We start from the raw sequence: 16,092 nt of genomic DNA, 5'->3' as shown, positions 1-16,092 counted from the left end.
TGGCTGTTTTTTTGTTCCGGATACCACAAGCCGCGCTTGTCCGCATCATTTCAAACCCAAACGCTTCTGCCCTTCCTGGCACATCGAAAGCAACGGGCAAACGTCGCACTTGGGGTTTCTGGCTGTGCAATGATACCGGCCGAAGAAAATCATCTGGTGATGCGCATCGGACCATCGCTCACGCGGGATTTTTTTCATCAGCAGCTCTTCTACTTCCAGAACCGATGCTTTCTGGGGAGCGATCCGCAGCCGTTTGGATATTCGTTCCACGTGGGTATCCACCGCGATGGCCGGTATATGGAACCCGACACTCATGACGACATTTGCTGTTTTGCGCCCTACTCCGGGCAACTTGATCAATTCCTCCAATGTGCGCGGCACTTCGCCGCCGAAGTCCTCCAGCAGCATTTTGCAGCATTTTTGGATGTTGGCGGCTTTGTTCCGGTATAAGCCGATCGTCCTGATTTCCTGCATGACCGACTCGAGTGGAGCCGCAATGAAAGCCTGGGGCGTAGGGAATCGGGCGAACAGGCTTGGCGTAACTTTGTTGACGGAAACATCTGTTGCCTGGGCGCTGAGGAGCGTCGCGATCAAAAGCTGAAACACGTTCTGGTGCAGCAGTTCGCACTGCGCGTTCGGGAACAGCGCCGCCATCTCATCCAGCGCTGCTACAGTCTTTCTTTTTGATAACATATTTCACCTCACCTATGCGTCCGCGTCAGTGTCCAGCCAATTGTACAGTGGCACTTCCATTGGCGCATCCGTTCTTGCTTTTTCATCGAACTTGTCCTGATTGCTTTGGGGACGTGTCGATTGTTGCTGGATCAGATCTTTTACGCTTTTGATGTTTTTTTTCTCCCAGGCCAACAGGATGCGGTCGATGTATTTCAGGCTGTAGACGCGATTCAACACCGCTTCTTTCAAGGCTGATTCGATCAATTCGAGTGGATAGTGGTCCATATCGATCCAGCTCGCAATGGTCTGCATCTCGATGGGCGATAAATTCCGCCCGAATTCCTGCTCGAACATGGTCATGATATTCTTTCCCTGCTGTTCGATGGGCTGTTTTTTTTCGGAACGTTCCATCAATTGGAAAAGCCGTTGATAGATTGGATCCAAGGAATAGGAATCCTCCACTTTGCCGGCGAGATCATTCTTTGTCTCCATCAAGATCATTTGTTTCTGCATCAGATTATGCAGCAAGGAAAAGACATCCTTTTCGGCAATGCCCATATTTTCGGCGATCAGTGCCAGATTCGGAAACGGTATGTTCTTATCGATGTAAGCTTTCAGCTGCAGCACAAAGATGAATTCCGTATCCGCAAGCCCAATCCTTTTGTAATTCTGCAGCAAAAAATTCGGGATCAGCGTCTGCCCTGATTCGATCCATTTGGTTAATTCATTGTATGACATTATATTAGTTAACTCCTTTAGAAAAACAGAAAGTGGAACAAATAGCTGCTATTTGCCCCACTCCCATTCTGTTGTGATTAAATTCAGATTCGCGAAACGCCCGGGTTAAGGGTAGATTCTGTTCAGTAGACGCGGGAACGGAATCGACTCACGGATGTGTTCGGTTCCGGAAATCCAAGTCACCATTCTTTCAAGTCCCAGTCCAAAACCGGAATGAGGCACTGAACCGTATTTGCGCAGATCCAAATACCATGCATAGTCATCCTTGCTCAGCCCGAATTTCTCGATCTGTTCGCTTAAGCGTTGGTAGTCCACTTCTCGTTCGCTGCCGCCGATTATTTCTCCATATCCTTCCGGAGCGATCATATCCGCGCACAGAACGACTTCCGGACGATCCGGATGCTCTTTCATGTAGAAAGGCTTGATCGCTTTCGGATAATTGAGGATGAATACCGGTCTTTCCGATTGGTTTGCGATAAAGGTTTCATGCGGCGAGCCGAAATCATCGCCCCAGACGATATCGTCAAATCCGTTTGCGTTCAATAAGGCCACGGCATCATCGTAGCTGATGCGTTCATATGGCAATTGCGTGTATTTTTTCAGCAATTCTTTGTCGCGCTCCAGCGTATCCAAGTAGATATCACAGTTATCCAGCACCGATTGGACCAGATAAGCGACATATTTTTCTTGGACTTCCAGACTTTGGTCCTGATGCATGAAGGCCATTTCCGGCTCCATCATCCAAAATTCGATCAGATGGCGGCGTGTCTTCGATTTTTCGGCACGGAAAGTCGGGCCGAATGAAAATACTTTTCCGAAAGCCATCGCTGCCGCTTCCATGTACAACTGCCCACTCTGGGACAAGTAGGCTTCCTCATCGAAATACTTGGTGTGGAACAGCTCTGTCGTCCCTTCCGGCGCGCTGCCGGTCAGGATCGGCGGATCGACCTTGATGAAGCCTTCTTGATTGAAGAATTCATAAGTGGCGCGGATGATTTCGTTCCGGATCTTCATGATGGCGTGCTGTCTGGATGAACGCAGCCAGAGATGACGATGATCCATCAGGAAATCTGTTCCGTGTTCTTTAGGCGTGATCGGATAATCTTGGCTTTCACCCAGCACTTCGATGCCGGTGACGAGCAATTCGTAGCCAAGCTTCGACCGGGTATCTTCTTGGATGATCCCTTTGACGATCAAAGAAGTTTCTTGAGTCAGCGATTTTGCGATGTCGAACAACTCTTCGCCGACATCATTTTTCATAACGATGCCTTGGAAATAATGGGTGCCGTCACGCAATTGCAGAAAGGCGATTTTTCCGCTGCTTCTTTTGTTGGTTACCCAAGCGCCTATGGAAATCTCTTGCCCTAGGTATTCTTTCGCTTGATCCATTGTGATAAGTGTCAATCTAGTCTGCCCCTTTTTCCATAAAAAACAGCTTATTTTTTATGGGTTTCGATAAATTTTTTGATGCGATCTACTGCTTCTGCGAGTAGTTCTTCTCTGACAGTATAACTTATTCTGGCGTAATCAGGGTACCCAAAACCATCGCCTGAAACCAAAGCGACATTTGCCTCTTCGATCAGAGCCAACGTAAAGTCTTTCACTTCCTCAAAACCGCACATCTCGGCGGCTTCCTTCACGTTAGGGAACAGGTAAAAGGCACCTTGAGGTTTTGTGACCTTGAAACCAGGAATGCTCGCAACAAGCGGATAGAAGAAGTTCAGTCGCGCCTCGAATGCTGCACGCATTTCCTCAACAAAATCTTGTGGTCCCGTCAAAGCAGCCAGCGCGCCATATTGGCTCGGTCCGGCAGGGTTGCTTGTCGAATGGCTGGACAATTCGATCATTTTGCTGATGATTTCCGCATTTCCGATGGCATATCCGATTCTCCAGCCTGTCATTGCGTAGGTTTTGGAGATTCCGTTGATGATGATCGTTTGGTTCTTGATTTCTTCTGATAGGGAAGCGATTGAGATGGCTTCATTTCCGTTATAAGTCAGTCGGTAGTAAATTTCATCGGCGATGATCAAGACATCGTGCTCAACCGCCCACTCGCCGATCGCCTTCAGTTCTTCAGGCGTATAGATCATACCGGTAGGATTCGACGGCGAATTCAAAAGCAAAGCAACCGTTTTTTCGGTACGATGGTTTTCCAGATCTTCCACAGTCAGTTTAAAGCCTTTTTCAGGCGCTGTTTCGACAAGAACGTTGACACCGCCAGCCAGTTTGATCTGTTCCGTATAGCTTACCCAGTACGGCGCAGGGACGATGACTTCATCTCCGGGATTAAGAATGACTTGGAATAGCGCAAACAAAGCATTTTTGGCACCTTCAGTCACGATGACCTGATTGACGGCGAAAGTGACTCCGTCATACTTCTGATGATAATCCACAATCGCTTGACGCAATGGCAGGATACCGGCAGTCGGGGTGTAGTGGTTTGCTTTGTTTGATTGGATCGCATCTACTGCAGCATTCAGAATTGAAACGTGCGTATCGAAGTCCGGCTCCCCTACGGTCAAGTTCAGGATATCCTTCCCTTGCGCTTTCATGACATTGACTTTAGCTGACGTCGCCAATGTTGGGGATTCGCTTATTTTTTTCATTCTTTCAGAAATTTTTACCATCTCAATCACTCCAATTTATATGTTTTCTATATCTTTGAGCCATTTACCAGAAATAGCGGATATCAAATAGTAACCAATCGTATCATTTGCATTTTTGTAGGTAACTTCCCAAACCGGTTCTTCGTTCTCTATCCCCAGTCTTGCCTCCAGAATCCGCTCAGGGTTCTTGTCCGCCTGGGTGATTGATTTGGCTTCACTTTCGGTGATGACTTCCGCCGTGTTCAGGATAGTGGTTTCACCGCCGTCTTTCTTTATGATGACATATAATTCTTCATTATTGTCATCGATGCCAGCCAGTGTGAAATACGTCTCCGATCCATTGTACCAGTAAAAATCCTGGACTTTCTGGATATTGGCGTTCTCTTCGGCAATGGCGGTTGCTTCTTTCTCGGCTTGCAGTATCGGCTGCTGGCTTCGGTAAAATATCGTGTAGGAGCTGACGATCATCAGGAAAAGCAGCACAACCGTCCCAACAATGACATTCTTCTTCACATCTTCCACTTCCTTATCCTTGGTTGAAATTTAATCGCAATCTCACCTAATTATTAATGATACCTTAAACTTCATGCTGATGGAATATCCCGCCGCATTATTTTTTCAGAAATTCTTGAATTTCCGCATTTATTTCCGTTTGATCGGCTACTTTTATCCCCACGCCTTCCGGAAGCATCTGTTGCATCCGTTTGGAATAATTGCTTTTGATCAACCTGTCGTCCAGGCAAATGACGACACCTTTCGTATTTCTGGAGCGGACGAGCCTGCCTATCCCCTGTTTCAGACGGATCATCGCTCGCGGAAGAAACTCTTCATAGAATGCCTTCTTGCCTTTGTCCTGGTGATACGCTTGGAAGGCGGCATTTTCCGGACGATGCGGCGGATCGAAAGGCAGCCTGGTGATCACCAGGATCTCAACAGCTTGATCGGAAAAGTCGATGCCTTCCCAGTAAGAAGCAGAGCCCAGCAAAATAGCAGCCTCGGCCGACATGAAACGATTGTGCATCCTTCTCCGGCTGCCGGAGAAACCTTGAGCGAGTATTTCCGTTCCCGGGAATCCGGAAGAGACGGCATTTTTGAGTTGGTTATGGACTTCCTCCAGCAAACGGTTGGAAGTGAACAGAACCAAGGCTTTGCCTTGTTGCGGGAGCACGATTTCCTGCAACGTCGCAACGATCTGTCTGGCCGCTTGTTTGTCGTCTAACGAGGTGATGGCAGCGATGTCCGTCGGAAGGAAAATCCGCAAGCGTTCGCTCAACTTGTAGGGTGAAGCAAAATACGCTTCCTGCAATTCCACTTCGCCGATTTTGTTTTTGAAATAGTCAAGCGAGTCATCCACTTTGAGTGTCGAACTCAAATAAACGGTTCTGCTGAATCGCTCTTTTATTTTGGTGTGGATTTCTTCCGAAAGGTCGATCTGGTTGATTTCGATCGCCAACGAAAGCAGGTCATTATCCCAGGAGTAGTGCAGCACATGATACGTGCCTAAGCGCTCTTCAAAAAAATACTGCAGATTGATTTGGACCGCATCCAAGTCATCCAACAGTGCCTTAGCGCGCGGACCCATGACCGGATCATTCTTCAAGCCGGCTTTATCCAGGCAACGCATGGCGGCAAGCCTAGTCTCCTGTATGTACTTGTGCATTTTCTTGAAGATTTTCTTCATTCCGTTTTCAATCTGGAAATTTTCATCGAGATAAACTTCACCCTTTTCCCCCACCTCATGGATCAGGGAACGCATCAATACTTCTTCTGAATGGGCGCATTCCTGCTGCAGTTGATCAATCGCAAATTCGAGGTTGAACAGATCATAATCCAGGGAATCACCATTCGGAGCCTTCTCTATTGCCTCGCGATAATCCCGCAGGAAGTAGCCGAAGCGCTTCAACCGCCGTTTCAGGATGGACAGGGCCACACTTTTCTTGTGCGCATCCTGATAGACGCGCGGGAACTGATGCGCCTCATCAAGGATCAGATTTATTGATTCACAATGGTCAAAAATAGCCAGATCATCGATGTGATGACTCAAAAAGGAATGGTTCGTGACGATCAGGCTGGCTTGTTCCGCTTTCTTGTTGTTGAAGGCAAAAAAATCATCAGCTGCCCATTTCCCCTTCAAAGGGGCCTCGTGACTTTCGAAGGTCAACTTTTCCCAAAGAAAATCAAAGTTCTGGGCTTGGCTCAGTTCGCTGATATCCCCGGTTTCCGTCTCAGTCAACCAGACATAGATGCTCATCATGATCAAGGATTCTTTTTTGGTGAGGGCTTCCAATGTCAATGCGGCCAATTTCTCCAGATGGACGATGTTCGTCTTCCCTTTCAATGAGCTTACCTGCAGCTCGAACGGCAGCATTTTGCGCAACCGGAGCATTTCGTTATCCATGATCTGTTCCTGCAAAAGGAGCGTGGAGGTGCTGATAAGGACTTTATTTGCGGGCGTCGCCTGATAAGCTGCAGGCAACAGATAGGCCAAAGTCTTCCCGATGCCAGGCGCAGCCTCGATTGCCAGATTTTGGGGAGTTTCGGCTTGGTGGAAGTCAAAAAGCGATTGCATCATCCCGATCTGCTCTGAACGGATTTCCAAGCCGTGATTTCCCATCAGGCTTTTGGCCACTTCCGAGAAATCTGAAATGTCTTTTTCCCTGTAAGCGGTCTGTTCCAAGCGTATGTCCTTTTCCTTCAGCGCCAACCCATTTTTGACGTAGATTTTCTGAGGAAGGGGTGAGCGCATCTCTTTGGCAATTTCATAGCTTTCATAGAAAAAGGAATCGTTGTCCACCTGACAATGCGCCGATAAGAAATTCAACTTTTCAAGCGTGACCAACGGCAAGTTGTTGGCCTTTTCCTTCAATTGGAGGAAAAGTTCCGCAGTTGCATGCGCATCGCTTGCGGCATCATGGGCACTGTCATGCGTGAGCAAAAAATGATTCGATAAATCGCCCAACCGATAACTGGATAAGGTCGGATACAGGATTTTCGTCAACTCCACCGTGTCCATCGCGCGCAGCGAAAGCGGCGGCATGCCGATTTCATGGAAGGAGTTTTCCAAAAAATGGTAATCGAAATGCACGTTATGCGCTACAAAAATGCAGCCTTCCAACGTGTTATAGATGAAATCACAGACGTCCTCAAAATAGGGCGCCTCTTTGACGTCCTTATTCCTGATTCCCGTCAACTTCTCGATGACATCCGGGATTTTTCTGCCTGGATTGATGGTTATATTGATTTCCTGAACTATTTTGCCGGCCTGAAGCAAGGTACACCCGAATTGAATGATCCGATCACCGCGCTTGAAGCTGGATCCCGTTGTCTCAAGATCGACAATGGCATAGGTTTTCTTCATAAAAACAATCTCCTAAATAAACAGAAGCTTCTCCTGTTCCGGTATTTCTTTCTGCAAGACTTTCCCTGAAAATATATCATAAAAACAGGAGCCTCTCCGATCAAACTGTGCATTGTATGCAGCTGACCTCATTATATCCTATGTCGTGGCTATTGTTACCGTAAAATCGATAATTATCGGATTTTTTTGATGGCTTGCAGGGATAGGTTGCCCAACCGACATCACAAAAATGGGCCCTCGCTTTATCAGCAAGGGCCCATTTTTTAAGATCCATTAAACGATGTCAGGATAAATATCTTTCACATTTTTTTCCGGATCGATTACGATATATAATTTGTTTTCGGATGAAACGGATGAAGATTGGTGTTCATTGTCGAATCCATCGGTATCCGTAGCTTTATACGGGAAGTAGATGCGGTCAACTTCCACAATGACGTCGGATTTTGGGTGATCCTCATCTTGGTACAGGATATCCATTTTTTCGATGTCTTGATGGCTCGCAACGCGCTCGAACATGCCTTGTTCAAGTCCGCCCAAGTTGATATCGCTCGTATTGACGTGATCTGCTTCTTGGTTAATTTCGATACGCAAAGATTCGCAAGGGTGGATTTCTTGGAAATCACTGTTTCCGATTCGGCCGTAGCTCGTTGTTACTTGTTTGATCCATAGATCTCCGATATATTCACGCTTGATCGTCCATGTTTCGCCGTTTCTAAAAATAAATCTCAAACCTGTCATTACTTTTTTCATCGAAATCACTCCTGATATATTTACTTTTTGAATATGTAACTATTTTATCATATTTTTTTAAAAGTAGGTACCAATACACTTCCGATGGCGGAAGAAAAGTAAGCTGAGCTGCTACAGACTAGCCATGAATTCATTTGCGTTGACGACTGCCCTTGTGTGCTTCGCCGATGCGATTTCATGACCTTGTGAATGGACTGAGCACTCAAAGAAATATTTGTTTCCTCTGTGTTCCGTCACTCTGACCGTCACCGTTATTTCTGCGTGGATGGGAGAGGCTTTTTTATGATGCAGATCGCAGTGTATCCCGACTGTCGTGTCACCTTCGGAAAGATGTTCCTTAACGATTCCCATGCAGGCATTTTCGATCATGGCCAGCAATGCCGGCGTTGCCAGAACCGGCAACGTCCCTGAACCGATTTCGGAAGCCAAATCCTTTTGCCCGACGGTATAAACGGCTGCGAATGTCTCATCCAAATAAATCATCCTTCTTTTCATAATGAAATCCCTTATTGCAGGGTGACTATTCTCCAGTTTGTTTGCCAGGACCAGCGTTTTCAATTCTTCGAATATCTCACCCACGAAAGGACCGCCACGTTGGATTCCCAGCAGGGACAGCAGTTCTTTTCCGTCCAAGGCCAAATCTTTCAGCGTATGGATCGGCATGGATTCATTCAATTCGATCAAATTTTCGCTCTGGTTCGGCAAACCGAACCCTTCGATGATGGCTTCTATCTGCATGGCGATTTCGATCCCTGTTTCGAACAGGAGTGGATAGTCCCAGAATTGCTGCAGGCGTTTGTTGAGTGCCTGCACGCCTATGCGTATATCCATGATTTCCTTGCGGGAACACTTCCATTGGCGCAAAAATGGCTCGATCGCTTCGTCCTTCAGATCAAGGAAATGGATCAATACAGTCCAAGCAATCGTTGTCCCTTTGAATTGCAGCGGAAACAGGGCCAAGTCGATCAATGCCTTCTCCCGATTCTGGAAGCCGGGACACATCTGGAATAAACGTGTTTCGACAAAAAACTTGATTCCGCCCTTGCGGTTCCTTCCGATCAGAAGCTTATTCCACTCTTCGCGCACGCGCTCTACCGCGATTTTTGAAAGAAGCGGATGGTACTCTATGATGGCTTCCTTCGTCGCTTGCTCGATTTCAAAATCCAACTGGCTCACAAATCTGGCTGCGCGCATCATGCGCAAGGCATCTTCCCTGAAGCGCTCTTCCGGATTGCCGACTGCCCGAATCAATTTTTTCGCCAAGTCCTCCTGCCCGTTGAAGTAGTCTTTGATGTTCCCGTGGCGGTCGATCGCAATCGCATTGATCGTAAAGTCGCGCCTTTTCAGGTCGTCCTGCAGACTGCGCACATACTGGACTTTCTCTGGCCTGCGGAACTTCTCATACTTTGATTCTGTCCGGAAAGTTGTTATTTCGTACGTCTCACGCTCATGTAAAACCATCACCGTTCCATGTTGGATGCCTACATCAAAAGTGATCGGGAAAATCCGCTGAATTTCTTCAGGCATAGCGCTCGATGCGATGTCGACATCCGAAATATCCAGATGCAGCAGCGTATCGCGCACACTTCCCCCAACAAAGTAGGCTTCATATCCAGCCCGTTCGATGGCTTCGATGATCGGTATCGCTTTTTGAAATTCCGGTGCGTTTATGATCATAGGAAGTTTTCCAATCCATAGATCAGGCGATCGATTTCCATTACTTTTCTGCAGGAAAGGGCTACACCGTTCATGAAAGAGTCGCGGTCATATGAATCGTGGCGGATGATCAAACCTTCCCCGGCACTGCCGAATTGCACTTGCTGATGCGCGACCAGGCCCGGCAGGCGGACACTGTGGATTTTCATGCCGTGGTAATCAGCCCCTCTTGCGCCTTCGATCAATTCTTTCTCTTCCGGATGCCCTTGTGGATGGTCGCCTCTCACTTCGTAAATCAATTCGGCTGTTTTGATGGCTGTGCCGCTTGGCGCATCCAATTTGTTCTCATGATGCAATTCCATGATTTCCACATCCGGGAAATATTTCGCTGCTTTTGCTGCGAATTCCATCATCAACACGGCACCGATCGCAAAATTTGGCGCAATCAAGCCGCCCAGCCCCAACTCTTTTGAGTAGTTGGTCAATTCCTCAAGTTGTTCGCTGGAAAAGCCGGTAGTGCCGATTACGGGGCGCATGCCATTTTCAAGGGCGAAACGTGTGTTGTCATAGGCTGCATCCGGTCTTGAAAAATCGATCCAAACATCAGCATCGACTTCCTTGACGAGGGTCGCTTTGTCACTGAATACTTTCACAGGATGTCCGGCATATTGCGGCAATTCATCCAGTTGCTTTTCTGCTGCGAAAGGATCGTATACAGCCGCCAAAATAAAGTCTTCCTGACGCAAGACCATATTTGTGCACGCGGTCCCCATTTTGCCTTTAAAACCCGAAACTACAATTTTCATTCTACACGTTCCCTTCCGTTTAACGCTGCCGGCACGCTTTTTACGCGCCGTATCCGCGTTGTATCAGATCATATTTTTTTCTTCCAACTCTTTTAATTCTTTCGTGAACTTCCTGAAGCTGGTTTCATCGTATTGGATCAGCGCGATATCGATCTGTTTTTTCAGATAATGGATGCGATCCTTCACCGCCAACTTTTCCAATGATTTTTCTACAATTTCTTCCAGATCCTTATCGAAAATTTCGGAGTCTTGGATGTAAGGATTGTCCTCCAGAACACCAAAAAATGAAAGGACTTGGTAGGATTGATCAAAGAACAACTCCAGATAAAAATCCTCTTTCCAATTCAAGCGCAGATCGTGGAATGCCTGTTCGGGATCTTCGAATGTCTTTCCGTCTTTATAGTACATGAAGGCATCTTTCGGATTTCCGACTACGGCAAACCCCATTCCTCTGTTCGTTGTATGGACTTCCTCAATCAGATGGATATTCTTCAACAAAATCTCATGATTGAGCAAATAATTGAGTATCCAAAGAGACTCTCTGCGCTTCAATTGATAATTCTGAATAAACCAAGAAATAAAATTTTTTTTCTCCTCCAAAGTAGGATTCATCATTTTAAAACCTCCTATCCGATGGGATGATGACTTATTGATCTGAATCGTGCAGATCATCATGGAGTTGAAGCAACTCAATGTTGGCCGGATAAAGAGCCAAACCTTGGTGGATGACCTCACTCAATTTTTCCCAATTGCCTTCTTCTCTCAAGAATGCTGCATACTCCAGTAAAAAGGACTCATTATCGGCAAAATGCGGATAAGCCGCCATGTATTCTTTGTTTGCCGAATCGTATTCCTCCAAGGCATTATGACTGGCTGCCAGCAACCAATTGTATTGCGGATCATTGTCTTCCTGCTCTGCCCGGTCTGCAACATAAGCTACCAATTCCTCAAATCTTCCTTGTTTCAGCAATAGGTTCCCCAGGGCCAAATGGATACTGGAAAGGTCCGGTTCAAGCGCTGCCGCTTCGCGCAAATTACGTTCCGCATCCTGCTCCCGGTTCAGCTTCAATTGCAATCTGGCCGCTGTCGTGTAAAATTCATGCTGATAAGGATTCCGCAGGATGGCCTGTTCCATAACAGCAAGTGCTTCTTCCAACTCCAATTCAGCCTCAAGTGCATTCGCCAAGTACAGATAGGCGCTCAGGTAAGCATTGTCCGCTTCGAGCAATTTATTAAAAATGGTGATGGCGCGCGCATATTCCTTGAGTTGGAAATAGGTGAAGCCGAGTTGGAAATAGCTGTCCGGGAAATGTTCATCAGCAGGGATTTTTTCCAGATACTCCAAAGCTTTCTCGAATTCGCCGATGGCATTGTGGCAGTCGCCCAGGAAAAAATTCAGCTGCGTTTCGGATGCGATTTCCCCGTTTCCGTACGAAAGCTCTTCATAGATCGGGATCGCCTTCTTGTACTCCCCGATCGAATGGTAAAGTTGCGCCAAGGCATAATCCAATATGGGTTCATCCGGCAACAGCGCCATTGCTTCAAAAATTTTCTTTTCGCTGACTTCGTACAGTCCCTGCACTTGATAAGCATCAGCCATCGTCAACAAAGCTTGCGGGTATACGTCACTTTCTTTATCGATTGTTAGGAGGATATCCAAAGCTTGATCGTAATCGTCTTCGTCGATGGCGATTTCTGCCAAGGCGATATTCCACTCCTGTATCTGCGGGGCCAGGTAGTTCAATGCTCCATATGCCTCTTTTGCTTCACTCAAGAAGCCCAAGGCATGCATCGTTTCTGCCAATTCGGCTAAATCAGCGCTGTTGTTCTCCAGGACGGATTGCTCAACTGATTGTTTGAACAGTTGGACAGCCGCATCCAAATCATTCTTTTGAATGGCTTCTATCATTGCATGTGCTTCATTATTCATTCGTCTACTGCTCCTTCAAATACACTCTGCTTGCTGGTGCTCTTCCTTTATATTTTATCATAAAGTTCAGCATCTGTATCTATTTGTTCCTCAGGCTTTTCTCCCTCAAGGCCACAGCAAACGTACCTGAAAGACTCGCTCATCAATGTCCAAAAAAAATAAAGCTGAAGCCCCGTAAGGCCCCAACTTCATTTTCACTGATTATTTAACTGCATCTTTCAATGCTTTACCTGGTTTGAATGCAGGGATTTTGCTTGCTTCGATTTGGATTTCTTCCCCAGTTTGAGGATTGCGTCCTTTACGAGCTGCACGATCACGAACTTCAAAATTACCAAAACCGATGACTTGAACTTTTTCACCGTCTTTTAATGCTTCTTGAATCACTTCAAATAATGCATCAACGCTTGCTGTAACATCCTTTTTAGTCAAGTTTGTTTTTCCAGCAACTCTTTCGATTAATTCAGCTTTGTTTGCCATGTTGTCCTTTCACCTCCTTTAAAGAAGAAGAATACATGCTTTCTTTGATAACACAACAAAACATGGAATAACTATTTTTGAGTGGTCCAAAAACAGTTCTGAAATACCGCAGTCAAATTGAAAAGATATTTCTAATAAAGAATATCACACAAACCGTGCTACTGCAACGATTATAGTGGATTTAATGCCTTCGGGAAGGTAATTTATTTTTTTTGTCGGGCAATCAAATGGAATGGTGTCCCTTCGAAATCAAACGAATCCCGAATTCTGTTTTCAAGGAAACGCTCATAAGAGAAATGCAGCAATTCCGGGTCGTTGACAAAAACAACAAACGTCGGCGGTTTTACGGCCACTTGCGTCATATAGTAAATCTTCAGACGACGGCCTTTGTCGGATGGCGTCGGATTGTGCGCGACAGCATCCATCAGGACATCATTCAACAAGGATGAAGAAATACGGCGGTTTTGATTTTCGCTGATTTCCTTGATTTTAGCAGGAATATTGGACAATCGCTGTTTCGTTACAGCGGAAACATACATAATCGGTGCATATGAAAGATACTGGAATTCTTTGCGGATTTTTTCCTCGAATTCCTTCATTGTATGATTGTCTTTTTCCAATGTATCCCATTTGTTCACGAGAATGATGATTCCTTTGCCTGCTTCATGCGCATATCCGGCAACCTTTTTGTCCTGCTCCTGGATGCCCTCTTCCGCATTCAGCACGACCATAACGATATCCGAACGCTCGATGGCACGGATGGCACGCATGACGCTGTATTTTTCCGTGGATTCGTAGACTTTGCCTTTTTTGCGGATTCCGGCTGTATCGATCATCCGGAATTTTGCACCTTCATCATCAACGAACATCGTATCGATAGCGTCACGGGTTGTGCCTGCAATATTCGATACGATTACGCGCTCTTCTCCCAAAATGGCGTTCACCAAGGAAGATTTGCCTACATTCGGACGGCCGATAAAGCTGAAGTTGATGATGCCTTCTTCTTCCGCATTCTCTTCTTCTGATGGAAAATTCGCTACAACCGCATCAAGCAGATCTCCAAGACCTAAGCCGTGGCTTCCTGATACAGGATATGGTTCGCCTAATCCCAGACTGTAAAAATCGAATATTTCGGCGCGCATTTCCGGATTATCCACTTTGTTTACCGCCAATATGACAGGTTTGTCGGATTGGTACAGGATTCTTGCGACGTTTTCATCTGCATCCGTCACACCTTCCCTGACGCATGTCAAAAAGATGATGACATCGGCTTCTTCGATCGCCACTTGCGCCTGCAATTTGATTTGGCTCATAAAAGGCTCATCCGTGATATCGATCCCGCCTGTATCGATGATATTGAATGTTTTGCCCAACCATTCTCCTTTTGCATAAATTCTGTCGCGTGTGACACCTGATACATCATCGACTATGGAAATTCTCTCTCCTGCCAGTCTATTGAATATTGTTGATTTTCCTACGTTTGGTCTGCCTACTATGGCTACTACTGGATTTGGCATCTAACCTCCGCCTTTCTTTTCCTCTACAACACAAAACTTTTTGGGTATTTGCTCACTGTGTATGGTTTTCTCAATGTTTTCGTCCATGTCAGTTATAACACACATCCGTCAATAATAACAACAAAAAAAGGGCATGGATGGAATTCCATGCCCTCACATGTTCATTTTCCTTGCTGATTAGGCTTCAGAATCGTCTTTCAAACCTGAAAGCTTGTCGCCTAATAAATCTGCTAATGTGAAGTTTCCGTCTGAATCGTCAGCAACATATTCTTCGGTTTTTTTCTCTTTTTTCTCTCTTTTCTCTTCAGCTGCAGGTGCTTCATTCACAGCTTTTTCTTCCAAAGCCTTGATGCTTAAAGATAGGCGTTGCTCATCTTCTTTTGCATCCAACACTTTGACTTGAATTTCTTGGCCTTCTTGCAGTACTTCATGCGGAGTCGCAATGTGTTGATGGGAAATTTGGGAAATGTGCACCAAACCTTCAACGCCAGGGAAAACTTCCACAAATGCACCGAAGCTTGTCAAACGTTTGACAACACCAGTCAATACAGCTCCGATAGGTGCTTTTTCAGCGATCGCATTCCAAGGACCAGCCAATGTGTCTTTGATGCTTAACGATACACGGCCATTTTCTTTGTCGATGGATAAAATTTTGACTTTGACGGATTGGCCGATCGCCAAAACATCACCAGGATTTTTCACGTGCTCGTGAGCAATTTGAGAGATGTGGACCAAACCATCCACGCCGCCTAAATCGACGAACGCACCGAAGTTGGTCAGACGCGCGACAGTTCCTTCGACAATGTCTCCGGCTACCAATTCGTCCATCAATTTGCCTTTATTGGCTTCTTTTTCTGTTTCCACAACCGCTTTATGCGATAAAATCAGGCGGTTTTCGCTAGGTTCAAGTTCAACGATCTTGAAGGTCATTACTTTGCCTTTATAAGAACTGAAATCTTCAACAAAATGGTCTTCTACCATTGAAGCCGGAACAAAACCTCTCACGCCGACATCAACGACCAATCCGCCTTTAACGACGTCTTTGACTGGTGCTTCGATGATTTCGTTGTTTTCGAATTTATCTTGGATATCTTTCCAAACGATTTTAGCATCAACGCGACGCTTCGAAAGTAAAAAGCTTCCATTTTCTTTATCTTTGATTTGTTTTATGACAACCAGATCCACAACGTCACCTACGTTTAGGATTTCTGTAACTTCGTCGAATGGTTTTGCAGATAATTCGTTGTAAGGAATAACCCCTTCAACCCCGCCCCCAATGATTCCTACGATGGCTTGTCTATCTTGGATGCTTAAAACTTCCCCCTTGACAGTATCGCCCACCTCAATGGATAATGCTTCATCCAACACATCTTGCATAGTCTGCTCAACGTTATTGGACTCTTCTTCATTTAATTCTGGGTTTTCAATGTAATCTGACATGTAACTATTCCTCCTAAAAGTCTGCGGCAACCGATTGGCTAGTTCCCTTAACTCCCTCACCTTTCGGCTAAGAAATTAATCCTTGACTCTATATTTTTGAAAGCGTAATACTGCATACAATCATTCTAACATTTTTGCT

At 45.9% G+C, this 16,092-nt stretch carries 14 protein-coding genes; all 14 read right to left on the bottom strand.

The features are described from left to right. Positions 1 to 45 precede the first annotated feature (45 nt). The 14 genes from nth to rpsA all read right to left on the bottom strand — a co-directional run bounded on the left by nth (position 46) and on the right by rpsA (position 15,953). Positions 46 to 693, bottom strand: coding sequence for an endonuclease III (nth, locus tag WBV27_RS10915; RefSeq protein WP_424201997.1), 648 nt, complete (start codon positions 691 to 693; stop codon positions 46 to 48). Between the two features lie 12 nt (positions 694 to 705). Beyond that, the gene (locus WBV27_RS10910) at positions 706 to 1,413 is read right to left on the bottom strand and encodes a DnaD domain-containing protein (protein WP_424201995.1); all 708 of its coding nucleotides are present in this window, start codon (positions 1,411 to 1,413) and stop codon (positions 706 to 708) included. Positions 1,414 to 1,518: 105 nt separating this feature from the next. Further along, complete coding sequence (gene asnS, locus WBV27_RS10905; RefSeq protein ID WP_424202032.1) at positions 1,519 to 2,802, bottom strand: asparagine--tRNA ligase; 1,284 nt, start codon at positions 2,800 to 2,802, stop codon at positions 1,519 to 1,521. Between the two features lie 47 nt (positions 2,803 to 2,849). Further along, positions 2,850 to 4,040 carry a pyridoxal phosphate-dependent aminotransferase gene (locus WBV27_RS10900; protein ID WP_424201993.1) on the bottom strand — a complete coding sequence of 397 codons (1,191 nt, stop codon included), beginning with the start codon at positions 4,038 to 4,040 and terminating at the stop codon, positions 2,850 to 2,852. A gap of 15 nt (positions 4,041 to 4,055) precedes the next feature. Continuing rightward, positions 4,056 to 4,532 carry a DUF5590 domain-containing protein gene (locus WBV27_RS10895; protein WP_424201991.1) on the bottom strand — a complete coding sequence of 159 codons (477 nt, stop codon included), beginning with the start codon at positions 4,530 to 4,532 and terminating at the stop codon, positions 4,056 to 4,058. 97 nt (positions 4,533 to 4,629) lie between these two features. Further along, complete coding sequence (locus WBV27_RS10890) at positions 4,630 to 7,377, bottom strand: helicase C-terminal domain-containing protein (protein ID WP_424201989.1); 2,748 nt, start codon at positions 7,375 to 7,377, stop codon at positions 4,630 to 4,632. A gap of 273 nt (positions 7,378 to 7,650) precedes the next feature. Next, on the bottom strand, positions 7,651 to 8,127 hold the full coding sequence (locus WBV27_RS10885; RefSeq protein ID WP_086628044.1) for a hypothetical protein: 477 nt from the start codon (positions 8,125 to 8,127) through the stop codon (positions 7,651 to 7,653). Between the two features lie 111 nt (positions 8,128 to 8,238). After that, a complete protein-coding gene (locus tag WBV27_RS10880) occupies positions 8,239 to 9,804 on the bottom strand; it encodes a CCA tRNA nucleotidyltransferase (protein ID WP_424201986.1) in 1,566 nt (521 codons plus the stop codon). Further along, positions 9,801 to 10,589: a 4-hydroxy-tetrahydrodipicolinate reductase gene (gene dapB, locus WBV27_RS10875; RefSeq protein ID WP_086628046.1), complete on the bottom strand. Its 789-nt coding sequence runs from the start codon at positions 10,587 to 10,589 to the stop codon at positions 9,801 to 9,803. The genes WBV27_RS10880 and dapB overlap by 4 nt, the downstream gene beginning before the upstream one ends. A 63-nt stretch (positions 10,590 to 10,652) precedes the next feature. Next, positions 10,653 to 11,204, bottom strand: a complete 552-nt coding sequence (locus WBV27_RS10870; RefSeq protein WP_086628047.1) for a YpiB family protein — start codon at positions 11,202 to 11,204, stop codon at positions 10,653 to 10,655. A 31-nt stretch (positions 11,205 to 11,235) separates the two neighbouring features. Further along, the gene (locus tag WBV27_RS10865; RefSeq protein WP_424201984.1) at positions 11,236 to 12,519 is read right to left on the bottom strand and encodes a tetratricopeptide repeat protein; all 1,284 of its coding nucleotides are present in this window, start codon (positions 12,517 to 12,519) and stop codon (positions 11,236 to 11,238) included. A 201-nt stretch (positions 12,520 to 12,720) separates the two neighbouring features. Next, entirely contained in the window at positions 12,721 to 12,996 is a 276-nt protein-coding gene (locus WBV27_RS10860; RefSeq protein ID WP_068560639.1) for an HU family DNA-binding protein, read from the bottom strand. Between the two features lie 203 nt (positions 12,997 to 13,199). Then, entirely contained in the window at positions 13,200 to 14,513 is a 1,314-nt protein-coding gene (gene der, locus WBV27_RS10855) for a ribosome biogenesis GTPase Der (protein ID WP_086628049.1), read from the bottom strand. Positions 14,514 to 14,690: 177 nt separating this feature from the next. Continuing rightward, on the bottom strand, positions 14,691 to 15,953 hold the full coding sequence (gene rpsA / locus WBV27_RS10850; RefSeq protein WP_424201981.1) for a 30S ribosomal protein S1: 1,263 nt from the start codon (positions 15,951 to 15,953) through the stop codon (positions 14,691 to 14,693). Positions 15,954 to 16,092 lie beyond the last annotated feature (139 nt).

The sequence above is a fragment of the Trichococcus sp. genome, from assembly GCF_049589555.1.
Classification (GTDB): domain Bacteria; phylum Bacillota; class Bacilli; order Lactobacillales; family Aerococcaceae; genus Trichococcus.
This window is presented reverse-complemented; position numbering and strand designations above follow the sequence as displayed.